This is a genomic window from Candidatus Methylomirabilota bacterium, from assembly GCA_035936835.1.
Lineage (GTDB): Bacteria > Methylomirabilota > Methylomirabilia > Rokubacteriales > CSP1-6 > AR37.
Map to the genome: position 1 here is coordinate 1 of DASYVT010000047.1, position 23137 is coordinate 23137.

Here is a 23137-nt window from a genome sequence, read left to right on the forward strand (position 1 = left end):
CAGTCGAACACCGCGATGGTCGTGGTCACCGGGAGTGCGAGCCTTGGTCGCATCTCGTTCATGGACTACATTGCCTCGAGTGTCGTGCCTGGCCATTCTGATGCTCAGAAGCATGACGAGGCGATTCGTGGTTTTGCGGAAGGCATGGCGAAGATGCGAAATGCTTATTGGGCGGACGTGCAGGTCGAACGCTGGCCAGACACGGTGCTCATGCTGGCAGCAGTGTCACCGTCCTCCAGCGAGCCGATTGTTTGGCGCATCGCTTATCGTGGGCAGGACACCACTGTCGGGCGGATCGATAACCCGGTCTATTTCGAGGGATCGTACCGGAATGTCTTTACGCTGTTGTACGGCTACGACTTCAGGCTGGTGACCGCGTTGGCCGACGAACTCAAGGTTGGGGATCAGCCCGTGGGAATCGAGGCATTGCAGCAGACGCTTGGACAGCTCAAGATACTCAAGCCGATCGAGCCGCTCTCCGTAGGGGTGATGCCCATCCAGGACGCAATGGACTTCGCGTACTTTCTTGCGTCGACCCAGGTTCAGATGGAACGGTTCTTACCTGGTGAGCCGCTTTGCGGGGGCCCGATAGACCTGATGGTCTTGAAGACAGCGCCTGTTCAAGAGATACTCTGGCACCCAGGAAAATTGCTCCACCACCCCGGGGGGCGTAGACTTGCGGATAGGGGGTAGCTGACATGCGTAACGTCGATGAAGATCTTGAGCGCCTCCAGCAGGCACAGGTGGCCCGTCAGGAAGATCTGAAGACAGGGCGTGTGAGGGTAATTCCCCCTGTCCGGGAGAGTGCCGAAGAGAAGGAGAAGCAGGCGGCAAAAGCCTAACGATCCTGTCGCTCACGCACAAGGCCGGCGTTTCTTCCTGCGCCGGTCTTGTTGCTTGTGGGGTCAGGTCTTGCGATCCAACATGCCCACCCGAGCGTGACGTCGGCGGGACACATTCCCGAGAGGACAGACATGTACGATCTTTTGCTGAAGGGCGGCACGGTCGTCGACGCGGCGAGCGGGCTCGACGGCGTCCTCGACGTGGCGATCGAGAATGGGAAGATCGCGCGCATCGCCGCGGGCATCGCCGCCGGCGAGGCGGCGCGGGTGATCGAGGTCGGGGGCAAGCTCGTCACCCCCGGGCTGATCGATTGCCACGCCCACGTGTTCGAGGGTGTCAACCGCACCGGGGTCAATCCCGATCTGGCCGGTGTCTACGCCGGCGTCACCACCATCGTGGACGCTGGGAGCGCGGGGGCGGCCACCTTCGACGCCTTCCCGCGCCACATCATCCCGCGCTGTCACACCGAGATCGTGCCGTTCCTCCATATCTGCCAGACGGGTCTCGCCACGAACCCGGACATCATCGCCGAGAGCAGCGTGGACCTCGACGACACGGTGCGGGTGGCCAGCCAGCACAAGGGGCTCATCCGCGGGATCAAGGCGCGCATGGTGTCGCCCGCGCTCGAGATCATGGGCATGGAGATGCCAAAGCTGGCCAAGCGGGCGGCTCGCGAAGCCGGCATCAAGCTGATGGTCCACATCGGGGACACGACGAAGCGCTACGATCCGAAGGTGATTCACCCGCTGCTCTCACTGCTCGAGCCGGGCGACATCCTGACCCACTACTTCACGCCGAACCCCGGCGGCGTCCTCGACGCCAACGGCAAGCTCGTGCCCGAGGCGCGCGAGGCCGCCGACCGCGGCGTCTGGTTCGACACCGCGCACGGCCGGATGAACTTCAGCTTCGATGTCGGCCGCCGCATCATCGACCAGGGCCTCCTTCCGCACTGCATCAGCACCGACCTGACCGTGCCCGGGCGTCTCCAGACGGTGCACAGCATGACCGAGATCATGACGCGCTTCCTCGGCCTGGGCTTCACGTTGCCGCAGGTGGTGGCGATGTCGACCACGAACCCCGCGAAGGCCATCGGCGTCGAGGATCGGCTGGGCCGTCTCGAGGTTGGACGCCAGGCCGACGTCTCGGTCCTCGAGCTCCGGCAGGGCGACTGGATGGTCTACGACATTCTCGGCTCCGGCCTGCGCGTCGAGCGCGCCTTCCTGCCGCATCTCACGGTGAAGCAGGGCGCAGTCTTCGCGCCCGATTTCGGACCGCGCCCGTGGGGCTGGGAGCCCGATCGCGTGTTGCCGAACGGCGCCATCGCCGGGGGCTGCTGCTAGCCAAGGAGTCTCAGAGGTCAGCGGCGCCGCAGGAGGAACAGGAGGATCCCGGTCTCGTACAGCTCCTCGCCAAGGATGACGGCTGCGATGAGCATCGTTCCTCGCGATCTGTAGAGGATGCCGAGCGCGAACGCGACGCTCGCGGCCGCCATGATCAGCGCCCGGATGCCGCGGATGAGCCGGGCGCTGCTGTCATCCGCGCCGGTGTCGCGGAGGACGTACGCGAGGTGACGGATCGCCCGCCAGCCCAGCACGGCGGCAACGACGATCAGGCCATCGACGATCAAGAGCCTCACGTTCCCGCCCGCCTCGTTTCGGAATAGAGATGACAGGCGACGAGACGCTTCCCCTCGGGCTTGAGCGGCGGTTCCTCGTTCGCGCAATGGGGCATCACGAAGGGACAGCGCGGGTGGAACCGGCAGCCGCTCGGGGGATCAAGCGGGCTCGGCACCTCGCCTGAGAGGACCACCTCCTCAGCTGGCCTGTCGAGGTCGATCGGCAGCGCCGCCGCGAAGAGCGCCTTCGTGTACGGGTGCTTGGGCTCGAGCGCGACCTCCGTCGCCTCGCCCAGCTCCACGATCTTGCCCAGGTACATCACCGCGATGGTGTGACTCATGTGCGCGACGGCGGCGAGATCGTGGGCGATGAAGAGGTACGAGACGCCCAGGCGCGTCTGGATGTCGCGTAGGAGGTTCAGGATCTGCGCGCGAATGGAGACGTCGAGCGCGGACACCGGCTCGTCGAGCACGATGAGCCTCGGCGACAGCGCGAGAGCCCGGGCGACGGCGATGCGCTGGCGCTGGCCGCCCGAGAACTCGTGCGGGAAGAGGTCGGCCGAGCGCTCGGGCAGACCGACCAGGTCCAGGAGCTCCTGCACCCGGCGGCGGCGCTCGACCGGCGCCGGGTGGTCGTTGATCACCAGCGGCTCGGCGATAATGGAGCCGACGCGCATGCGCGGATCGAGCGAGGCATACGGATCCTGGAACACCGCCTGGACGGATCTGCGGTAATGACGCTCCGCTCCGGCGTCCCGGTCCAGGACGTCCTCGCCCTCGAAGCGGATCGTGCCGGCGGTCGGTCGCTCGAGACCAAGGACCAGCTTGGACGTGGTGGTCTTGCCGCACCCGGACTCGCCGACCAGCCCGAGCGTGGCGCCCGCCTCGATGCTGAACGAGACGGAGTCGACGGCCCGCACCAAGCCCATCGACCAGCCGAACACCCCTTGGCGCACCGGAAAGTGCTTGGTGAGCCCGGAGGCCTCGAGGAGGGGCGACCCCTTGGTCATGGCCCTGCCCTCAGGCCGGGGCATGGAGCCAACAGCGGCTCACCTGCGACGGCCCCGCCGTGAACTCCGGGGGCGCCTCGACGCGGCACCGCTCCATCACGTGAGGGCAGCGGGGCGCGAAGCTGCACCCGGCCGGGAGCGTCGCCAGATCCGGCGGCTGGCCGTCGATGGCGATGAGCCGGTCACGCTTGGCGCCGAGCCGCGGGATCGATTCGAGGAGCGCCTGCGTGTAGGGATGCGCGGGCGCCGTGAAGATCTGCCGCACCGGCCCCGTCTCGACGATCCGCCCGGCGTACATCACCGCCACGCGATCGCAGATCCGCGAGACGATGCCAAGGTTGTGGGTGATAAAGATCATCGCCAGGCCGTGCCGGTCTTGGAGCTCTTTCAGGAGGGCGAGGTACTGGGCCTGGATGGTGAGATCGAGGCTGGTCGTCGGCTCGTCGGCGATCAGCAGGCGAGGCGGCGCGGCGATAGCCATGGCCCCCACCACCCGCTGGCGCATGCCGCCGGAGAGCTGGTGGGGAAATGCGCGGAGCCGCGCCGCGGGCGAGGGGATGCGCACCGAGGCGAGCAGCTCCGTAGCGCGCTCGGTGAGGGACCGCCCGCGCAGCCCGTGGTACATCGTGACCGGCTCGCGGACCTGCATCCCGATCGAGAACACCGGGTTGAGCGAGCTCATCGGGTCCTGCAGGATCATCGCGATCTTGCGGCCGCGGATTTGCTGCATCTCCCGCTCGCTCTTGGTCAGCAGCTCCTCCCCGTCGAGGAGGACCGATCCGCCCAGGATGCGCGCGGCCTGCCGCGGCACGAGCCGGATCATGCTGAGGCAGGTCATGCTCTTGCCCGAGCCCGACTCGCCGACCAGCCCGAGGGTCTCGCGCTCCGCCACCGAGAACGAGACGCCGTCCACGGCCTTGACGGTCCCCCACCGGGTGACCAGATGCGTGCGGAGGTCTCGAACCTGGATGACCGGGCGTGACACAGGTCAGAGCTGGCGGAGCTTCGGGTCGAAGGTGTCGCGCAGCCAGTCCCCGAGCAGGTTGAAGGCAAGCACCACGAGCATGATGGCGAGCCCCGGGAACATCGACACCCACCAGGCGCTGGTCACGAACTCGCGGCCCTCGGAGATCATCGACCCCCAGGCCGGCGTGGGCGGCGGGATGCCGGCGCCCAGGAAGGACAGCGACGCCTCCAGGATGATCACGTACCCGATCTGCAGCGTCACGAGGACGACCAGCGTGTTGAGCGTGTTGGGGAAGAGATGCCGCGTGATGATGCGCCAGGCCCCGGCGCCGGCGATGCGCGCCTGCGCGATGAAGTCGAGCTGCATCAGCGTCAACACCTGGCCGCGGATCACGCGGGCGTAGCGGGCCCAGAGGATCACGGAGATGGCCACGACCACGTTGGTGAAGCTCGGGCCCACCGTCACCGCCAGGATCAGCGCGAGCAGGATGACGGGGAAAGACATCGTGGCGTCGGTCATCCGCATGAGCGCGGCGTCCACGCGGCCGCCGTAGTAGCCCGCGCAGAGCCCCACCGACGCGCCGAACGCGCTGGCCAGCAGGACGGCGAGCACGCCGGCCGCCAACGACACGCGCGAGCCCCAGATGATCCGGGAGAGCATGTCGCGGCCCAGCCGGTCGGTGCCGAGCGGGTACTTCCAGCTGCCGCCCTCCTGCCAGACGGGCGGCTTGAAGCGATTCCGGAGCGATTGGTCGTGCGGGTCGGCCGGGCTCAGCAGGGGAGCCAGGATGGCCAGCAGCACGAAGACGGCGATAATGCCGATCGGGATAAGCGGAAGCTTCCTGTCGCGGGGCGCCGGCCGCACCGGGATTTCGGCCTCCGACAGGACGAGCGCGCTACCTACCACCGGCTCAGCGGGCATAGCGGATGCGAGGGTCGATCACGGCGTACAGGCAGTCTACGCCGAGGTTCACCACGGCCACGATGGCCGCGGTGGTCAGCACCACCGCCTGGATCACCGGGAAGTCCCGCGAGCTGATGCCCTCGTAGGCGAGCCGGCCCAGGCCGGGCCACGCGAACACCGTCTCCACGACGATGGCGGTGGTGACGAGGATCGCGAAGTAGATGCCGGCGAACGTTACCACCGGGATGAGCGCGTTCTTGAGCGCGTGGAGCCAGACGACCCGATGCTCGACCACGCCCTTGACGCGCGCGAGCTTGACGTACTCCGAGTCCAGCACCTCGAGCATCGCCGAACGGAGCAGGCGCATCATGCCCGCGACGACGAACCAGCCGAGCGTGAAGCCGGGTAGGATGTAGCTGGTGAAGCCCTCGATGCCGCCGGCGGGCAGCCACTGGAGCCGGCCCGCGACGAACTCGACGAGGACGATGGCCACCCAGAACGTCGGCAGCGACTGCCCGAGCACCGCGATCACCTGCGCCGCCCGGTCGAGGCCGGTGCCCTTCTTCACCGCGGCCATTATGCCGAGGGGGAAGGCGATGGCGAGCGAGACGCCCATGGCGAACACGGCGAGGCGCAGCGAGTTGGGCAGCCGCTCGCCTATCAGCTCGATCACCGGCTTGCGCGCCCGGAGCGACATGCCGAAGTCGCCCGTGACCGCCTTGCCCACGAACGAGAAGTACTGCTCGACGTAGGGCCGGTCGAGGCCGAGGTAGCGGCGGGCGTTGGCGTAGTCCTCCTCGGTGGCGCCCATGGGGAGAATGAGGCTGAGCGGGTCGCCGGTGGCCCTGGCCAGGACGAAGACCACGACCGACAGAATGGCCAGGGCCACCAGCGACTGGAGCAGCCGGGACAGGACGAAGCGGAACAACTCGCCCGCTACTTGCTCGAGGCCAGCTCGTCGATGAACAGGTCGTACATGACCGAGCCCGGGTTCCATTTGCCGAGCCGCTTGCTGGTGGCGTACGGCGAGTGGAGGTACACGACCGGCACGCCGTAGTGCTCGCTCCGCATCCGCGTGTAGATGTTGCGCATCAGGGCATTGATCTTGTCCTTGTCGGTCTGGCGCATGACCTGCGCGATCATGCTGTCGATCTCGGCGTCGTTGACCGTGTCGTTGAGCTTTGACGGCGTGTAGGCCTGTTTCTCCAGGAGCGCGTAGGCGCCGATCCAGTCACGGTTGGCGATGTTGTAGTAGCCGACCGAGCCCGGGTTCTTGCGGTCCACCCATTGCTTGCGGAAGGCCGGGTAGTCCACCGGGATGAGCTTGGTCTTGATCCCGATCTTCTCCCAGTACCCGGACACGGCCTCGGCGAAGGCCTTGCCCTCGGGCAGGCCCGGGAGCTGGAAGGCGTAGACGTCTAGTGGAAAACCGGAGGCTACTCCGGCCTCGGCCAGGAGCTTCTTCGCGCGAGCCGGATCGTACTGGTACGCCATCTCCGGCGTCACCTTGAAGCCGATGTCGCGGAATGACCACGACAGGCCCATCGGGATGGACGCCGGCTCGGCCCGTCCGGCGAAGATGGACTGGGCGATCTCAGCGCGGTCGATGGCGATGTTCATCGCCTCCCGGACCCGCTTGTCCTTCGTGGGCTCCGTCCGGCCGTCTGGGCCGAGCACCCACCACATATGGAGGATGGCCTCCTCCTTGCGGAAGTGGACCGGGAAGTTCTCCTTCTCGAGCTCCTTGACGCGCTCGCGGCTGACGTCGGACACGTCCACCTCGCCCCGCCGCAGGAGGGCGATCCGCGTCGTCTCCTCCGGCACGAGCTTGAAGGTGACGGTCTTGTACTTCGGCGTCCCGATGCGCCAGTGGCTGTCCACGGCGGCCATCTTGATGTGCGACCCCGTCACCTGCTCCACGAACTTGTAGGGGCCGCTCCCCACCGGCTTCCGGGCGAAGACGTCGTCGCCGACCTGCTCGATGTACTTCTTGGGTAGCACCATGCCCTCGGTGGACAGCGAGCGCGACAGGTAGGTCGGGATGATCAGCGTGGACTCCTTGGTGACGATCACCACGCGGTCGGGCGCCGGCGTCTCGATGTCCTGGATGAGGGTGCGGAGGGGCCCGGCGTACCCCGTCGTCGAGCGCTTGCCCATCGCGCGCTGAAGGCTGAACTTCACGTCCTCCGAGGTGACGTCGTCGCCGTTGTGGAACTTCACGCCCTTGCGGAGGTGGAACGTCCAGCGCTTGTAGTCGGGCGAGTTCTCCCACTTCAAGGCGATACCGCCCTGCTGCGTCGGCTGGCCGTCCAGCGTCGTGCCGACGAGATAGTCGAACATGAGCGAGAGGTAGTACTTGACGTTGTGCCCCTGCAGCGCCGGGTCGAGTGTCTCGGCGGAGAAGCTCGACAGCGCGACCGTCAGGTCGGTCTTCGCCTGGGCCCAGCCCGGCGGGGCGACGGCCAGGCTCGCGAGGGCCATGGACACGAGGGACACTGCGACAATCCGGCTGATGCGGTTCATGGATAGCTCCTCATGTCGGCTCGTGTGGACCCAGGCGATGAACCACGGGCAATGGGCGTGCCGAACCTCGCGCGCCGCCCCGACCTTACCCCGGCTGCGGCCGAACGGCAAGCCCTTGTCGTTGACCTGTTCCGGGCGATCTGGCAGGATCGGCACCTGTGGTCAACCGCGTGGACAGGCGAGCAAGGAGAACCTGATGATTTCGAAGAGCAAGAGTCCCGACGTGCGCATTCCCGACGTTCCGATCACCGAGTACGTGCTGCGCCACGCGGCCCGGCTCGGCGACAAGCCGGCGCTGATCGACGGGCCGACCGGCCGCACCCTGACGTACCGCCAGCTCGCCGAGAGCGTCAAGCGGGCGGCCGCCGGGCTTGGCCGGCGCGGGTTCAAGAAGGGCGACGTCTTCGCGATCTACAGCCCCAACCTGCCCGAGTACGCGGTGATCTTCCTCGCCGTCGCCTCCGTCGGAGGCATTAACACCACGGCGAATCCCTTGTACACGGCCGATGAGCTGGCGAAGCAGCTGGCGGACTCGCGGGCCCGGTTCCTGGTGACGGTGCCGCCCTTCCTCGACAAGGCGCAGGAGGCCGCGAAGAAGAGCGGGATCGAGGAGGTCTTCGTGTTCGGCACGGCGGAAGGCGCCACGCCCTTCTCCGATCTCCTCCAGGCGGGCGACGAGCCGCCGGCGGTGCGCATCGACCCAAGAGAAGACCTCGTCGTCCTGCCGTATTCGAGCGGGACGACCGGGCTCCCGAAGGGCGTCATGCTGACGCACCGCAACCTGGTGGCGAACCTCTGCCAGTGCGAGGGCATGGAGAACTTCGGAGGGTTTGCCGAAGCCGACGTCACGATCGCGTTCCTGCCTTTCTTCCATATCTACGGCATGGTCGTCATCATGATGCTGGGGCTTGCCGGCGGCGGCACCATCGTGGTTATGCCGCGCTTCGACCTCATGGAGTTCCTTGGCCTCATCCAGAAATATCGGGTGACGATCCTGCCCCTGGTCCCGCCGGTCGTGCTCGGGATGGTCAAGCACCCCGCCGTCGCCCAGTCCGACCTCTCGAGCGTCCGGCTGGTCTTCTCGGGCGCGGCGCCGCTCGGCGAGGAGATGGCGCGCGAGCTCGGCCGCAAGCTCAAGTGCCCCGTGGTCCAGGGCTACGGCATGACGGAGGCGAGCCCCGTGACCCACCTGAGCCCGACGAAGAATGCGCCGATGAAGCCGGGGTCCGCCGGGTGCGTCGTGCCGAACACGGAAGTGAAGATCGTCGACATCTTGACAGGGCAGGAAGTGCCCCAGGGCAAGGACGGCGAGCTACTGATCCGCGGGCCGCAGATCATGAAGGGCTACCTCAACCAGCCCGGGGAGACCGCCGCGTGTCTCGATCGCGAAGGCTGGTACCACACCGGTGACGTCGGCTACGTGGACGACGACGGGTTCTTCTTCATCGTGGACAGGACCAAGGAGCTCATCAAGTACAAGGGCCTCCAGGTCGCCCCCGCCGAGCTCGAGGCGCTGCTGGTAACGCATCCCGCGGTGCTGGACGCGGCCGTCGTGCGGAAGGCCGACGAGGAGGCGGGCGAAGTGCCCAAGGCCTTCATCGTGCTGAAGGCGGACGAGGCCTCGCGCGCGACCCCGGCCGACGCCATCATGGGCTGGGTGGCCGAGCGCGTCGCCCCCCACAAGCGCATCCGCCACCTCGAGTTCATCGACCAGATCCCGAAGTCCGCGTCAGGCAAGATCTTGCGCCGGGTGCTCATGGACAGGGACAAGACGCGGTAGCTGCGGCGAGCCTTCGTCAGTCCCTAGGTGGTCTTGGACCAGAGGACGAACTTCGAGGTCCCCGGGCCGAGATCCTTCAGGAGGGGCCGAAACCCGTTGGCGGTGAGTCTCCGGCGGGCCGCGTCGTCCAGGTCGTCGGCGGGAGCGAGATAGACCTTCGCGCCGGGCGCCGTCAGCATCCGCTCTGTCTCAGCGGGATCCTCGGTCGTGTAGATGAATGTGGCGTCTCGCCGGCCGCGCTTCATCAGGTCGTACTTCGGCGAGACTTTGCGATAGAAGACTTCGCCGCCGGGCGGCAGCGCGGCGTCGATCGCGCCGACTACCGCATTCCATTGCATCGTACGCGGGGTCGTGAAGGCCCCGCGCTTCTCGACAAAGCTCTCGGCGTGGAACGCGAGGGCCGCACCAACCACCAGCGGGACCAGCCACGCGGCCACACGTGTGCGCTCGGTGAACGCCCAGACGAAGAGCTCTGACACCAGCCAGGCCATGACGGGGATGAAGAAGAGCGTGTAGTAGCCGCCGGCGGGGAGAGCGGTGCAGCGGAGAGCGAAAACGAGCACGGGCACGCAGATCAGGAACGGGCGCCGCTCCCTGACCAGGATCCACGCGAGGGCGATCAGGATGCTGATTGCCGCGTACGTGGTGACGAAGTCATGGGCGAACACCGTCGCGGGCGTGGTGAAGAAGCCGTACGCGCTCGTGTGAACCACGTACGTCACGCCGCGGTGGACCACGTAGACCGCGTAGTTGAGGTAGTACAGCACCGTGAGTCCCACCATGCACAGGACGACGGAAGATTTCAGCTCCCGCCAGCCCACCTTTTCCTGCCGCATGGACCAGAGGAACATGGCGGCGCCGGCGCCCGCATAGTAGAGGCCGGTGATCTTGAAGAGCAATCCGAACCAGAGTAGGAAGAATCCCAGGCTCCACCGCTGGCGCCCGACCGCAAGGACGCCAAAGAGCCCGAAGACCGCCGCGGGGATCTCCGCATCCGCCCCCGTCGAATAGAGGACAGGCACGGGGTTCGTGAACACCAGCAGCGCCGCCAGGCTGACGGGCAGGGCGGACTGCCCGCCGAAGTAGATCGCGAGACCCCAGAGCAGCGCGACGGGGAAGAGCGCGTTGAGCAGCGGCAGCGTATACCGCACGTCGCCGACCAGCCGGGCCAGGTAGTGCGCCCGGACGAGCAGCGGCTGGTCCACAGGTGTGGCATGAGGGACCTGGTCAGTGAACCATCGAACGCGCTCGTCCTCGAAGGGCAGGATCGCTTCCGGCCACGACGCCACGTACACGACCACGATGACCAGGCTGACCGCGATCAGCGGCCACAGAGCCCGCCCGCCAGGGAGCCGCTTACGCATGATCGCGACCGCTTCGCTCGCGAGCGCGCCGAAGTCCGAGATTCGGAGAAGCACGAGGGGCGCCACAGCGAAGAAGGCGTTGTAGGCAATGGCGAGAGGTCCGCTGAGACTCACGCCCCCGATGACGAGACGCCGGGCGACCGACGGCGGCACCACCGCGTACAAGTCACCGTAAAGGATCCGCCACGCGACGATGGCCGTGTAGACGCAGTTCACCGCGCAGAAGCCCAGCACTAGCAGCGACGGCGGAGAGGCCAGCCGGATCAGGCTGGAGCGCGCCGGCACGACTAGCGCTGCCGGCAGAGGACGATGATGGCCGGCGTGTGGTGCCTGAAGGTGCGGGTCGTCATGTGGAGGTAGTACTTCATCGGGAGCAGGTATCTCAGGATTCCCTTCCACTCGGTGAGCGCGAAGTGGCCGGAGGCCCATTCGAGCCACCGCTTCCTCGGCCACTTGTGTATGTGGGTCGGGTCACGGTCCAGCACGCGGATCACGGGTCCGCTCAGCCCGTCGTAGACCGGCACGACGAAGACGAAGCACCCGCCGTCCACCAACTGCTCCTTCACCGATCGCGCCACCGCGTCGGGATCTGGCACGTGCTCGATCACATCGAACGCCGTCACCACGCCGAACGTCTCTCCGAACACTCCGCGGTCCGTCGCGGCGGCAACCTTGAAGACTCCCCGGGGGTTGCTCTTGGCCGCTTCCGCCACCGCCCATTCGCTCACGTCGGTCCCGAAGATCTCCCAGCGGGGATCGAGCGAGCCGAGGAAGCGGCCGAATGCGCAGCCGATATCGTGGATCCGCCGGGGGACACCCGGCGCCATGTGCTTCTCGATCATGTCGGCGTAAAAGCGCAGACGGCGCGGGGGATTCTGGGCGATGTAGTCGCGATACTTCGTCTTGAAGTAGTCGGCGTCGAAGACGTCGTGTGCCATGGTCTGGAGCGCGGCTCAGCGCGCGATTCGCCGGTGGACGATCAGCGCGAGCGACCCGGCGATGGTCCGCAGCACCTTCATCTTGCTCGCGCCCTGTTTGAGGTCGTACCTCAGGATGAGCGGGACCTCCCGGAAGATCAGGTCCAGCTTTCGGAGCTTCAAGAGAATGTCCACCATGCACTGAAAGCCTTCCTGGTTGACGAAGTCGTCGCCGTAGCGCCGGAAGGCATCACGTAGCACCGACGCGCGATAGGCGCGATAGCCGCACGTGTAGTCCCGGACACCCCGGATCGGGAAGGCCAGCTGGAAGATGGCTCGGGCGGCGAGGCTCAGGAGCTTGCGATGGAACGGCACCCCCCGGACGTACGATCCCGGCCGGTACCGCGACGCGATCACCACGTCGGCCCCTTCGCGGACGACCCGGATCATGTTGCGGATGAGGCCGGGCGTGTGGGTGTTGTCGGCGTCCATGACGACGATGATGTCGTCATCGGCGGCGATGGAGACGGCCGTCTTCAATCCATCGCGGATGGTCGTCCCGAGCCCGCGGTTGATTTCGTGCCGTTCGAGACGCACCGGCACGTGCTGCGCGTACTCGCGTGCGACCCGGGCGGTGCCGTCGGTGCTGCCGTCGTCCACGACCACGATCTCGTACTCGAGATCATCCTCGTGCATCGACTGGTCGAGGCGCTGCAAGAGGAGACCGAGGCTCTTCTCTTCGTTGTAGGCCGGGAGCACCACGATCACCCGGGCTCGAGACGTCCGCCAGGGAGGTGAGGTGTTAGGCAACAGCGCGGTCCCGAGTGCGCCACGGTTGTTCGAGCATGAGATCCACGATCCGGCCCGCCGCCCGGCCGTCGCCGTAAGGATTCGAATCAATCTGGCGCCGACCGTATTCCGCCGGATCGGACAGCAACGCCGTCACGCGCTCGACGATCTTCGCCTCGGAGGTGCCGACCAGCTCCGCCGCGCCTGCGGAGACCGCTTCGGGGCGCTCCGTCGTATCGCGCATGACCAGCACCGGCTTCCGGAGCGAAGGCGCCTCTTCCTGAATGCCGCCGGAGTCCGTCAGGATCAAGGTCGAGCGGCCCATTAGCCACACGAAAGCGGGATACGTCACCGGCGGGATCAGGTGGATGCGCGGCCGGCCCGCGAGCGCTTCTCGAACCGCGCCATCGACCTTCGGATTCAGGTGAACGGGGTAGACGAATTCCACGTCCTCGAAGGCGTCGCTCAGCGCGGCGATCGCGCGGCAGATGCTCCGGAGCGCCTCGCCGAAGCTCTCCCGCCGGTGGCCGGTGATCAACACCATCCGTCGCTTGCCGAGATAGGAGAAGTCCTGCTCCCAGCGCTCCTGGTTCCCGCGCTCGCGCTCGACCGTCCAGAGGAGAGCATCGATAACCGGGTTGCCGGTGACATGGATCATCCGAGGATCGATTCCTTCCTCGCGGAGGCGCCGGGCGGCGAGGGGGGTCGGCGCGCAGTGCAGCGTCGTCACCACGCTGGCCACGCGGCGGTTCATCTCCTCCGGCCACGGCGCGTCGAGGCTCTGGGTCCGCAGGCCGGCCTCGACGTGGACGAAGGGCACGCGTCGGTAAAAAGCCGCGAGGGCGGCGGCGAGCACGGTCGTCGTGTCGCCTTGCGCGACCACGCAGTCCGGGTTGGTCTTGGCCAGGATCCCGTCTATCGCGGTGAGACCGCGGGCCGTCAGGTCCGCCAGCGTCTGGTTCGGTCGCATGAGGTCAAGATCGTACGTCGGCCGGATCTGAAAGTATGCGACGACCTGGTCGAGCATTTCCCGATGTTGGCCGGAGAGACAAACGACGGTGTCGACGTCTTCGGCCCGCCGCTGACACTCATGGACGATCGGCGCCATCTTGATGGCTTCCGGCCGGGTCCCGAAGAGCAGGAGCGGCACGAGCTTACGCATTGTGTTTCGGCACGCTGCGTCTCGAATACAGCGGAAACGAACGGCGAGTCAAGGCCTAAATCCTCGCCGCAGATCGCCCTTGACACCGCCTGGAGCCGGTCTTAGAGTCACGCACACTTCTCCCCAGCCTTCGCACGGGGTCAACGCCGATCCACAGCGGAAGGAGCGGGCACATGGCCAAGCTGCTCATCAACGGCAAGTCCCGAACCGTCGACGTCCCACCTGATACGCCGCTGCTCTGGGTGATCCGGGAACACCTCAAGCTCACCGGCACGAAGTTCGGCTGCGGCATGGCGCAGTGCGGCGCGTGTACCGTGCACCTCGACGGCACCGCGGTGCGCTCGTGCCAGACGCCCGTCTCGACGGCCGAGGGCAAGAAGATCACGACGATCGAAGGACTGCACCCCGAGGGCAAGCACCCGCTGCAGCTCGCCTGGATCGCCGAGCAGGTGCCGCAGTGCGGGTACTGCCAGTCGGGGCAGATCATGCAGGCGGCCTCGCTCCTGGCGAAGAACCCCAAGCCGACCGACGACGAGATTGTGGCGGCCATGTCGGGCAACATCTGCCGTTGCGCCACGTACGTGCGCATCAAGCGCGCGATCAAGCGCGCCGCGCAGGGGGCATAGCCATGACCACCGAGCTGAACCGCCGGGACTTTCTGAAGACCAGCGCCGCGACGGGAGTGGGCATGACCCTCTGGTTCACCTTCGGCGACGGCCTGGGTCTCGCATCGGGAGCGTCGGCGTTCGAGCCGAACGCGTCGATGACGATCAGGCCGGACGGGCTGGTCACCGTCCACATCACCAAGGCCGAGATGGGGCAGGGCGTCGGGACCGCGCTCGCGCAGATCGTCGCCGAGGAGCTCGAGGCGGACTGGAAGGACATCCGCGTCGACTACCCGACCAGCGACCCGAAGTACGGCCTGATGATCACGGGCGGGAGCTGGAGCGTCAACTGGACGTTCGACACGCTCTCGCGCGCGGGCGCCGCGGCGCGCATGGCGCTGGTGGACGCGGCCGCGCAGTACTGGAAGGCTCCGGCAGAGGAGTGCGCGGCGTCGCGCAGCGTGGTGCGCCACCTCCCCACCGGGCGCTCGATCTCCTACGGCGACATCGTCGCCAAGGCGCCGATCACGAAGAAGTTCTCCGAGGACGACCTGAAGAAGATCACGCTCAAGAAGCCGAGCGAGTACAGGGTCGTCGGCCAGTGGACGCAGCGCCTCGACATTCCGGAGAAGACGAACGGCCGGGCGAAGTTCGGCATCGACGCGTTCGTCGCAAACATGGTCTACGCCAAGACCGCCTACCCGCCGACGCGGGAGGGCGGCAAGCACACCGCCGTCGACGACTCACAGGCCAGGAAGGTGAAGGGCTGGGTCAAGACCATCGTCAACGACCAGCTCGTAGCCGTCGTCGCGACCTCCTACGAGTCGGCGGTGAAGGCGCGCGACGCGCTCAAGATCACCTGGGCCCCGGGGCCGAACACCGGGGTCAGCACCGAGTCGATCTTCAGGGACTTCGCCGCGAAGGCCAAGGATGGCGCGGGCGCCATCGAGTGGAGCAAGGCCGGCGACGTCAAGGCGGGTCTCGCCGGCGCCGCGCGCGTGTACGAGGCGACGTACACGACTGACTACGTTGCCCACATGCAGCTCGAGCCCATGAACTGCGTCGCGCGGTTCGAGGGCGGCGTCTACGATCTCTACACCGGCAGCCAGTTCCAGACGCTGGCCATGGGCACGCTGGCCGCCGTGCTCAAGACGGATCAGAAGAACATCCGGATCCACCAGCACTACCTGGGGGGCGGCTTCGGCCGGCGTCTCGACGCCGACATCATCCTCGAGGCGGCGATCATCGCGCGCGAGGCGGGACGGCCGGTCAAGCTGATCCGCTCGCGCGAGGAGGACCTCCGCCGCGACTTCTATCGCTCCGCGACACTCCAGACGCTCCGCGGGGGCCTCGACGCCTCGGGCAAGATCACCGCGTGGGACAACGTCATCGTCGCCTCGCATCCTGGGACCCGCTGGGGCCCGGACTTCGTCAACAAGCAGGGGCTCGACGACTTCGCTCTCAACGGGGCCGACCACGTGTACTCGATCCCCAACCAGTCCGTTCGCGCGATCCGCACCGAGACCGGCATCTCCGTCGGCTATGTGCGCGCCGTCGCGCCGAATTACACGTTCTTCGCCGTCGAGACGTTCATCGACGAGCTGGCGAGCCTGTCGAAGACCGACCCGCTGGCCTTCCGCCTGTCGATGCTGGGGGACCAGCCGCGCCTGGCCAACGTGCTCCGGATCGCCGCCCAGCGCGCCGGCTGGGGCACCCCGCTGCCGCCGAACGTTGGCCGCGGGCTCGCGTGTGTCTCAGCGCAGGAGAAGAAGACGCCGACCTGGACGGCGTCGGTCGTGCAGGCGCGCGTGGATCCGGCGACGGGCAGGGTGCGCGTCGAGAAGATCATCTGCGCGGTGGACTGCGGCATCGTCGTGAACCCGGACGGCGTCCGGTCCCAGGTCGAGGGCTCGCTCCTCTTCGGCCTAAGCAACGCGCTCAAAGAACGCGGCACCGTCGCCAACGGCGCCCTCGTCCAGAGCAACTTCCACGATTACCAGGTCCTCCGCATGAACGAGGTGCCCGACGTCGTCGAGGTGAACGTAGTGCAGAGCGCGGAGTACCCAACCGGCGTCGGCGAGCCCGGCGTGACGACCATCGCGCCCGCGCTCTCCAACGCGATCTTCGCCGCGACGGGGGCGCGCGTTCGCAGCGTGCCGCTCCTGCCCGAGCGCGTGCTGAAGGCGATCAGCGACAAGGCGTAGCGGTCTCTCACACGGCGGCCGGCCGGCGAACCATGTCGGCCGGCCGCCGTCGGTTTCCTTGCCGATTCACCGCGTGATGGGTCCTCCAAGGAGGAGAGCGTGGCCAAGAGCGTCGTCACCGCCGAGCGGTTCGCCAAGGGAATGACCTTCGACGAGTACGTCAGGTACGCGGGCAGCGCCGAGAATCTCGCCCGCGAGGCTTTTGGCAGCTATTTCCCCGACGGCGGAGCCCGCGGCGCGCCGCGCAAGGACAACAGCGCGGTGTTCCGCGAGCGCTATGCCAAGGCGCGCCTCAGCGACGAGCAGGCGGCCGCCATCAAGTGGCTTGTCGCGCAGCCCAACGGGCCGGCGAAGATCCTCGTGATCTCCGAAGACTGGTCGTCGGATTGCCGCCGCGACGTGCCCGTTCTGGCGCGGCTCGCCGAGGCGGGCGGGATGGAGCTGCGCATTTTCAACCGCGACGGAAAGAAGGTCCTGGCGACCCGGCGTCCTGATCCCGCCGCCGCCCCCGACGGGAACCACGACCTCATGCTCGAGTTCACGAACAAGAAGAACGGCGGGGAGTGGGCGTCGGTGCCGGTCGCGGTGGTCTACACGAAGGATTTCCAGGAGCTCTGCCGCTACATCGAGTATCCGGCCATCTACGACAAGGACCGCATCCGCGGCAGCCAGCAGTCGGCGCGACCCGGCGAGACGGAGGCCCAGACGAAGGAGCGCGGCATGCGGGAGTTCGCGGCCCTGCAGGCATCGCCCTTCTTCGACCTGTGGGCGTCCGCGGCGATCGGGGAAATCATCAGCGCGCTGCACGAGAGGCTGGTGGCTGGGGAGAAGTGAGCGGCGCGCCGAGCGTCGAGACCATCGAGGACCCCGAGGATCCGCGCCTCGCCGACTACCGCGAGATCCGCGACGCGGAGCGGCGGCGGCGCGACGGCACCTTCATCGCCGAGGGGCGCCAGGTGGTGCGCCGCCTTCTCAGCGCGGGCCGCTACCGCGTGCGCTCCGCGCTGGTGACGCCGCCCGCGCTCCACGCGCTCGGAGAGGCGCTCGGCGCCGCGGGGGTCCCGACCTACCTGCTTCGTCAGGAGGTTGTGGAGGCCGTGGTGGGCATGGAGTTCCATCACGGCTGTCTCGCCGCCGGCGAGCGCGGCGCCGAGCCCACGGCGGAAGCCGTCCTCGCCGAGACGCGGAGCGAGCGGCTCGTCGTCCTGGAGGGGCTTGGCGACTCGAGCAATGTCGGCGCGCTCTTCCGCAATGCGCTGGCCTTCGGCGTGGGCGCCGTATTCCTTGCCCCCGGCACCGCCGACCCGCTCTACCGCAAGGCCATCCGCGTTTCGTCGGGCGCGACCGTGGCCCTGCCCTTCGCGCGGCTTGCCGACTGGCCGCGGGACCTCGAGCGGCTGCGCGACGCCGGCTACACGGTGTTGGCGCTGACGCCCCGGGCGGAGGCCGTGGACATTGGTGAGCTGGGCGACGGGGGCGAGCTGGGCGCCGGGCGCCCGCTGCCCGCGCGGCTCGCCTTGCTCCTCGGCACCGAAAGCCGCGGGCTCAGCGCGGAAGCCCTCGCGGCGGCTGACCTGCACGTCCGCATCCCGATGGCGCCCGAGATGGACTCGCTCAACGTGGCAGCCGCCGGAGCCGTCGCGCTTCACTGGCTGAGCCGGATCGAATCCAATGCCTCAGCCGCACGTAGGCGACGAAAGTGAGAGGGCGCCGCCGGCCACGTCAGGCCTGCTTGGCTTCCAGCTCCGCCCAGCGGGTGTAGAGCCGGGCGACCTCGGCGCGAGCGGCCTCGAGCGCCGCGTAGCGGGCCTGTAGCGCCGCCGGGTCGGCGGCGATGCCCGGGTCCTCCGCAGCCTGGCGGCATACCTCGGCCGCGGTCTCCGCGTCGAGGATGGCCCGCTCCATGCCGTCCCACTCGCGCAGCTCGAGGTATCCGAGGCGCTTCGTCCGCGGGCGCGACGGCAGCGCGGCCGGTGCGCCCGCCTGGGCGCGCTGCGACGGCGAGCGCGCGGCGCTGGCGGCTTCCCACTGCGCGTAGTCGGCGTAGGTCTCGGCGCCGCCCTCGCCGTCGAGCGCCAGGATCACGGTGGAAACGCGTTCGAGCATGAAGCGGTCGTGGGTGACGAGCACGAGGCCGCCGTCGAACTCCGCGAGGCTGTCCTCGAGGACCTCGAGCGTCGGGATGTCGAGGTCGTTCGTCGGTTCGTCCAGGATCAGCAGGTCGGCGGGCTCGCACATCACGCGGGCGATGAGGATCCGGGCCTGCTCGCCGCCCGACAGGCGGCCGACGGGCATTTCGAGCTGCTCGGGGCGGAAGAGAAAACGCTTGGCCCACGAGGCGACGTGGACGCTCCGGCTCTTCCAGGTGACGGCGTCGCCGTCGGGCGCCAGCGCGCGGCGCAGCGATTGCGCGGGGTCGAGGCCCGCCCTGTGCTGCTCGAAGCGGACGAGGCGGAGGCCGTCGGCGCGCTCGATGACGCCGGCATCCGGGGCAAGCGTGCCCGCGAGCAGGTTCAGCAGCGTCGTCTTGCCGCTGCCGTTCGGGCCCATGAGGCCGACGCGCGTGCCGGGCGTGAGCGTGAGGTCGAGGCCGCGGATACGCTCGCGGCCCCCGAGCGATTTGGACAGACCGCGCACGGCGATCAGCCGGCGGGTCCGGCGCTGCGAGGAGGTAATGTCGATCCCCGGGGTGCCGACGGCGGCGCGCGTCCGGACGTCGCCGAGCTCCGCGATGAGCCGGCCCGCCTCCTTGATGCGCCCCTTCGCCTTGGTGGAGCGCGCCTTGGCGCCGCGGCGGAGCCACTCGATCTCGCGCCGGACGATGTTGGCGAGCGATTCCTCATAGGCGGCCTGCCCGCGGAGAAAGTCGTCCCGGCGGGCGAGAAAGTCGCTGTACCGCCCATCTGTCTGGAAGAGGCCGGCAGGATAGGCGCGGTTCAGCTCCAGCATGCGCGTGGCTACATGCTCCAGGAAGTACCGGTCGTGGCTGACGACGACGACGGCGCGGACCCGCTCGGCGAGGACGCCCTCGAGCCAGAGGATGCCTTCCACGTCGAGGTGGTTGGTGGGCTCGTCCATCAGCAGCACGTCGGGGGTGGCAGCCAACGCGCGCGCGATCGCGAGGCGCTTCTTCCAGCCGCCGGACAGCGCGTCGACCTCCGCGCGCCCGTCGGCGAAGCCGGCGCGGCCCAGTGCCTGCGCGATGCGGCCCGGCCGCTCGCCCTCGTCCACTCCTGTCAGGGCCTCGGCGATGACTTCCTCGACGGTGACGCCCGGCGGAAGGACCGGGTCCTGGGGCACGTAGCCGACGCGCACGCCGCCGCGCACGGAGCGCGTGCCGCGGTCGGCCGGCTCCAGCCCCGCCAGGATCTTGAGGAGAGTGGACTTGCCTGAGCCATTGGGACCCACGAGACCGGCCTGGTCGCCTTCGAAGAGCCCGAATGACAGCTCTTCGAAGAGCGACCGGGTCCCGTAGGCCTTGCTGACCGCCTCACAGCTGAGGAGCAGCGACCGGGTCATCCGGCGCTACTTCTTCTTCTTCGGCTTCTTCTTTTCCTTCCGCATGCTCGAGCCCTTGGCCATGTGCTCACCCCCCTTCGTCGGGTGATTATACCGTGCGGCTTCCGATACTTGCCACGCCCAGTTGACGGAACAAGGGAGCTCAGTCCACTATCGTGCCCCATGGGGAACCATCGTGAATCGATGAGGAGGGCCGATGCCTGTCACGCGATTTGAGGTGACCCAGCGGCGTCCGCTCGCCGGCGGACGCGCGTTCGGCGACGTGGGCCGCTACGAGGAGCTGGCGGGCAGGCTCCACCTCGCGGTCGATCCGCAGCACGCGGCGAATCGCGCCATCACCGACGTCGCGCTGGCGCCGCGGGATGCGGCCGGGCGCGTCGCCTTCGCTGCCGACGTCTCGATCTTGCTGCCCGTCGATCGCGCGGTGATGACCGGCAGGTTCCTCGTGGACGTCGTGAATCGCGGCAACACGGTCGCCGTCCCGAACTTCAACCACGCCACGCGCCCGGCGGCAGGACCAGGCGGCGACCCGAATCCGCCTGTCGACGCCGGCGACGGCTGGCTTATGCGGCGCGGCTGGGTCGTCGTCTCGTGCGGCTGGCAGTGCGACCTTCCGCCCGAGGTGCCGGGCCTCCTGCGGCTCGAGGCTCCGGAAGCGCTCGGCCCCGACGGCCGGCGGCTCACCGGGCGCGTCTACGTCCAGCTCCAGGCGCCGGTGGACGTGGCCGATTTCCTGCTCTCGGACCGCGGCCACGATGCATACGAAGCGGCGGATCTCGACGAGCCCGGCGCCGTCCTCGTGGTGCGCGACCAGCCCGATGGCCCGGCGGAGGTGATCCCGCGAAACCACTGGCGCTTCTCCCGAGTAGACGGCGAGCGCGTCATCCCCGACGCCCGCCACATCTATCTGGGCGGCGGCTTCGCCAAGGGCCGGATCTACCAGCTCGCGTACACCGCCGTCGGCGCCCGCGTGCTCGGCCTCGGGATGGCGGCGCTGCGCGACTGCGCCGCGTGGCTCAAGCACGGGAGCGCGGCCGAGGGCAACCCCGCGGCGGGCGGGCTTCGTCACGGCTTTGCTTACGGCCGCTCGCAGACAGGACGCCTCCTGCGCACGATGATCCATCACGATCTGAACGTCGACGAGGCGGGCCGGCGCGCGCTCGACGGCATCATCGCCAACGTGGCCGGCGGGATGCTCGGCGAGTTCAACGACCGCTTCGGCCAGAACTCGAAAGACCGGCCGGCGATGATGGCCCACTTCGAGCCGTTCCAGGTGGAGCCGCGCGGCGGTCTGAAAGCCTTCTACACGAACACCTCGTTCGAGTACCACCGCGGCGACGCCTCGCTGATCCACACCGAACCCGCCGGTACGCGCGACGTCGAGCACGGTCCCGACGTGCGCGTCTACCATTTCGCCGGCACTGAGCACGGCCTCGGTGTCTGGCCGCCCGCCGACGCGCAGGCGGTCGCGGCGGATCCGCGCGGATGGATCGAGCGCGCGCAGCACCTCCGCGGGGTCGTGAACTACGGCCGGCTCCTCCGCGCGTGCCTCGTGAACCTCGACCGGTGGGTGACGCAGGGTGTCCCGCCGCCGCCCGGCCGTCATCCGCGCGTCGGCGACGGCACCGCCGTCGATCCCGCGACGCTCTTGCCGGTGTTCGCGCGGATCCCCGGCGCCCGCTATCCCGGCCACTGCGCCCGGCCGCAGCGCCAGGACTTCTCGACGCTGCCGCCGCGGCCGGGCCCCGCCTACGGCACGCGCGTGAGCGCGGTGGATGACGACGGCAACGAGCGCGCGGGCATCGCCGTGCCCGAGCTCACCGTGCCGCTCGCCACGCATACCGGCTGGAATCTCCGCCATCCCGACAGCGGAGGCGCCGAGCAGCTCCTCTACTTCGCCGGTGCGACGCTGCCCTTCGCGGCGACGCGCGCGGAGCGCGAGGCGGCCGGCGATCGGCGCCTCTCGATCACCGAGCGCTACCGCTCGCGCGAGGACTACCTGGCCCGCGTGGGCGCGGCCGCGCGAGCGCTCGCCGCCGAAGGCTACCTCCTCGAGGAGGACGTCGAGACCTCGCTCGCGTTCGGAGCGCGGATGTGGGACGCCTGGACCCCGAAGGCCTGACCGGCATTCAAGGGAGGCAGCGACATGGGTCTGCTCGACGGAAAGGTAGCGATCATCACCGGCGCGTCCAAGGGCATCGGGCGCGCCTTGAGCCTGCGCTTCGCGCGTGAAGGCGCCGCCGTGGTGTGCGCGGCGCGCTCAGCCGACCTCGTGAAGGAGACGGCGGCGCAGGTAAAGGCCGCGGGCGGCCGCGCGATCGCTGTGGTGTGCGACGCTTCGCACGAGGACGAGGTCCGCCGTCTGGTGGCCGCAGGCGTGAAGGAGTTCGGCAAGGTCGACACCCTCGTCAACAACGCGGGCGACGGCGGCGTGACCAAGCCGGTGCAGGACTACTCGATGGAGGACTGGCGCTACACCATCGACTCCTGCCTCACCAGCTCCTACCTCTGCACGCGCTTCGTCGTGCCCGAGATGATCAAGGCCGGCGGCGGCGCTATCGTGAACATTTCCTCCGGCGCCGGCCGCCGCGGATTGCCCTATCGCATCGGCTACTGCTCGGCCAAGGCGGGCCAGGTCGGCATGACGTTCGGCATGGCCCTCGAGCTGGCGCCGCACAATATCCGCGTCAACTGCGTCGCCCCCGGAGCCGTGGAGGGCGACCGCATCGACCGCGTCATAGCCGGCCAGGCCCAGGTGCGCGGCATCTCCGTGGAGCAGATGCGGGCCGCCATGATCGAGCGGTCGCCGCTCAAGCGCATGGTCACGGCGGACGACATCGTGGACGCGACGGTCTTCTTCTGCAGCGACATGACGCGAAGCGTGTCGGGCCAGGTCCTCGCCGTCAACGCGGGCGAGCCGGCCGGGTGAGCCCGGC

General features: G+C 68.4%; 21 protein-coding genes. 10 read left to right on the top strand and 11 right to left on the bottom strand.

Annotated elements, in window-relative coordinates:
* From VGV06_03920 to VGV06_03930, 3 genes are all read left to right on the top strand, one after another.
* Window positions 1-693, top strand: a 693-nt coding sequence (locus VGV06_03920; protein ID HEV2054305.1) for a hypothetical protein, incomplete at its 5' end; no start/stop codon positions are given.
* A gap of 5 nt (window positions 694-698) precedes the next feature.
* Complete coding sequence (locus VGV06_03925) at window positions 699-842, top strand: hypothetical protein (GenBank protein HEV2054306.1); 144 nt, start codon at window positions 699-701, stop codon at window positions 840-842.
* 132 nt (window positions 843-974) lie between these two features.
* A complete protein-coding gene (locus VGV06_03930; protein HEV2054307.1) occupies window positions 975-2183 on the top strand; it encodes an amidohydrolase/deacetylase family metallohydrolase in 1209 nt (402 codons plus the stop codon).
* 17 nt (window positions 2184-2200) lie between these two features.
* Here the strand turns inward: VGV06_03930 and VGV06_03935 are convergent, their stop codons facing one another.
* The 6 genes from VGV06_03935 to VGV06_03960 are packed head-to-tail and all read right to left on the bottom strand — an operon-like array spanning window position 2201 to window position 7861.
* Window positions 2201-2479: a hypothetical protein gene (locus tag VGV06_03935; protein ID HEV2054308.1), complete on the bottom strand. Its 279-nt coding sequence runs from the start codon at window positions 2477-2479 to the stop codon at window positions 2201-2203.
* Entirely contained in the window at window positions 2476-3468 is a 993-nt protein-coding gene (locus tag VGV06_03940) for an oligopeptide/dipeptide ABC transporter ATP-binding protein (protein HEV2054309.1), read from the bottom strand. Before VGV06_03940 ends, VGV06_03935 begins: the two co-directional genes overlap by 4 nt.
* Window positions 3469-3478: 10 nt before the next feature.
* A complete protein-coding gene (locus tag VGV06_03945) occupies window positions 3479-4453 on the bottom strand; it encodes an ABC transporter ATP-binding protein (protein HEV2054310.1) in 975 nt (324 codons plus the stop codon).
* A 3-nt stretch (window positions 4454-4456) separates the two neighbouring features.
* A complete protein-coding gene (locus VGV06_03950) occupies window positions 4457-5356 on the bottom strand; it encodes an ABC transporter permease (GenBank protein ID HEV2054311.1) in 900 nt (299 codons plus the stop codon).
* Entirely contained in the window at window positions 5346-6266 is a 921-nt protein-coding gene (locus tag VGV06_03955; protein HEV2054312.1) for an ABC transporter permease, read from the bottom strand. Before VGV06_03955 ends, VGV06_03950 begins: the two co-directional genes overlap by 11 nt.
* A gap of 8 nt (window positions 6267-6274) precedes the next feature.
* Window positions 6275-7861: an ABC transporter substrate-binding protein gene (locus VGV06_03960; protein HEV2054313.1), complete on the bottom strand. Its 1587-nt coding sequence runs from the start codon at window positions 7859-7861 to the stop codon at window positions 6275-6277.
* A gap of 196 nt (window positions 7862-8057) precedes the next feature.
* Between VGV06_03960 and VGV06_03965 the strand changes: the two genes are divergently transcribed.
* Window positions 8058-9641, top strand: a complete 1584-nt coding sequence (locus VGV06_03965) for a 4-coumarate--CoA ligase family protein (protein HEV2054314.1) — start codon at window positions 8058-8060, stop codon at window positions 9639-9641.
* A 23-nt stretch (window positions 9642-9664) separates the two neighbouring features.
* Here the strand turns inward: VGV06_03965 and VGV06_03970 are convergent, their stop codons facing one another.
* The 4 genes from VGV06_03970 to wecB are packed head-to-tail and all read right to left on the bottom strand — an operon-like array spanning window position 9665 to window position 13873.
* A complete protein-coding gene (locus VGV06_03970; GenBank protein HEV2054315.1) occupies window positions 9665-11290 on the bottom strand; it encodes a hypothetical protein in 1626 nt (541 codons plus the stop codon).
* Between the two features lie 2 nt (window positions 11291-11292).
* A complete protein-coding gene (locus VGV06_03975) occupies window positions 11293-11943 on the bottom strand; it encodes a class I SAM-dependent methyltransferase (GenBank protein ID HEV2054316.1) in 651 nt (216 codons plus the stop codon).
* 15 nt (window positions 11944-11958) lie between these two features.
* Entirely contained in the window at window positions 11959-12690 is a 732-nt protein-coding gene (locus VGV06_03980) for a glycosyltransferase (protein ID HEV2054317.1), read from the bottom strand.
* A 34-nt stretch (window positions 12691-12724) separates the two neighbouring features.
* Window positions 12725-13873 (bottom strand): UDP-N-acetylglucosamine 2-epimerase (non-hydrolyzing), encoded by a 1149-nt coding sequence (wecB, locus tag VGV06_03985; GenBank protein ID HEV2054318.1) that lies wholly within the window; start codon window positions 13871-13873, stop codon window positions 12725-12727.
* Between the two features lie 173 nt (window positions 13874-14046).
* Between wecB and VGV06_03990 the strand changes: the two genes are divergently transcribed.
* From VGV06_03990 to VGV06_04005, 4 genes are all read left to right on the top strand, one after another.
* Window positions 14047-14499, top strand: a complete 453-nt coding sequence (locus VGV06_03990; GenBank protein HEV2054319.1) for a (2Fe-2S)-binding protein — start codon at window positions 14047-14049, stop codon at window positions 14497-14499.
* A gap of 2 nt (window positions 14500-14501) precedes the next feature.
* Window positions 14502-16682 carry a molybdopterin cofactor-binding domain-containing protein gene (locus VGV06_03995; GenBank protein ID HEV2054320.1) on the top strand — a complete coding sequence of 727 codons (2181 nt, stop codon included), beginning with the start codon at window positions 14502-14504 and terminating at the stop codon, window positions 16680-16682.
* Window positions 16683-16781: 99 nt separating this feature from the next.
* A complete protein-coding gene (locus VGV06_04000; GenBank protein ID HEV2054321.1) occupies window positions 16782-17516 on the top strand; it encodes a thioredoxin family protein in 735 nt (244 codons plus the stop codon).
* On the top strand, window positions 17513-18385 hold the full coding sequence (locus VGV06_04005) for an RNA methyltransferase (protein ID HEV2054322.1): 873 nt from the start codon (window positions 17513-17515) through the stop codon (window positions 18383-18385). Before VGV06_04000 ends, VGV06_04005 begins: the two co-directional genes overlap by 4 nt.
* Before the next feature lie 19 nt (window positions 18386-18404).
* Here VGV06_04005 and VGV06_04010 read toward each other — a convergent pair whose 3' ends face one another.
* Window positions 18405-20201: an ABC-F family ATP-binding cassette domain-containing protein gene (locus VGV06_04010; protein ID HEV2054323.1), complete on the bottom strand. Its 1797-nt coding sequence runs from the start codon at window positions 20199-20201 to the stop codon at window positions 18405-18407.
* 196 nt (window positions 20202-20397) lie between these two features.
* Between VGV06_04010 and VGV06_04015 the strand changes: the two genes are divergently transcribed.
* The gene (locus tag VGV06_04015) at window positions 20398-22323 is read left to right on the top strand and encodes an alpha/beta hydrolase domain-containing protein (GenBank protein HEV2054324.1); all 1926 of its coding nucleotides are present in this window, start codon (window positions 20398-20400) and stop codon (window positions 22321-22323) included.
* Window positions 22324-22347: 24 nt separating this feature from the next.
* Window positions 22348-23130 carry an SDR family NAD(P)-dependent oxidoreductase gene (locus tag VGV06_04020; GenBank protein HEV2054325.1) on the top strand — a complete coding sequence of 261 codons (783 nt, stop codon included), beginning with the start codon at window positions 22348-22350 and terminating at the stop codon, window positions 23128-23130.
* Window positions 23131-23137 lie beyond the last annotated feature (7 nt).

Bases quoted from the DNA above. Each gene is read 5' to 3' on its own strand.
- VGV06_03925 (HEV2054306.1), top strand. From the start codon at position 699: ATGCGTAACGTCGATGAAGATCTTGAGCGCCTCCAGCAGGCACAGGTG.
- VGV06_03930 (HEV2054307.1), top strand. From the start codon at position 975: ATGTACGATCTTTTGCTGAAGGGCGGCACGGTCGTCGACGCGGCGAGC.
- VGV06_03940 (HEV2054309.1), bottom strand. From the start codon at position 3,468: ATGACCAAGGGGTCGCCCCTCCTCGAGGCCTCCGGGCTCACCAAGCAC.
- VGV06_03950 (HEV2054311.1), bottom strand. From the start codon at position 5,356: ATGCCCGCTGAGCCGGTGGTAGGTAGCGCGCTCGTCCTGTCGGAGGCC.
- VGV06_03960 (HEV2054313.1), bottom strand. From the start codon at position 7,861: ATGAACCGCATCAGCCGGATTGTCGCAGTGTCCCTCGTGTCCATGGCC.
- VGV06_03965 (HEV2054314.1), top strand. From the start codon at position 8,058: ATGATTTCGAAGAGCAAGAGTCCCGACGTGCGCATTCCCGACGTTCCG.
- VGV06_03975 (HEV2054316.1), bottom strand. From the start codon at position 11,943: ATGGCACACGACGTCTTCGACGCCGACTACTTCAAGACGAAGTATCGC.
- wecB (HEV2054318.1), bottom strand. From the start codon at position 13,873: ATGCGTAAGCTCGTGCCGCTCCTGCTCTTCGGGACCCGGCCGGAAGCC.
- VGV06_03990 (HEV2054319.1), top strand. From the start codon at position 14,047: ATGGCCAAGCTGCTCATCAACGGCAAGTCCCGAACCGTCGACGTCCCA.
- VGV06_03995 (HEV2054320.1), top strand. From the start codon at position 14,502: ATGACCACCGAGCTGAACCGCCGGGACTTTCTGAAGACCAGCGCCGCG.
- VGV06_04010 (HEV2054323.1), bottom strand. From the start codon at position 20,201: ATGACCCGGTCGCTGCTCCTCAGCTGTGAGGCGGTCAGCAAGGCCTAC.
- VGV06_04015 (HEV2054324.1), top strand. From the start codon at position 20,398: ATGCCTGTCACGCGATTTGAGGTGACCCAGCGGCGTCCGCTCGCCGGC.
- VGV06_04020 (HEV2054325.1), top strand. From the start codon at position 22,348: ATGGGTCTGCTCGACGGAAAGGTAGCGATCATCACCGGCGCGTCCAAG.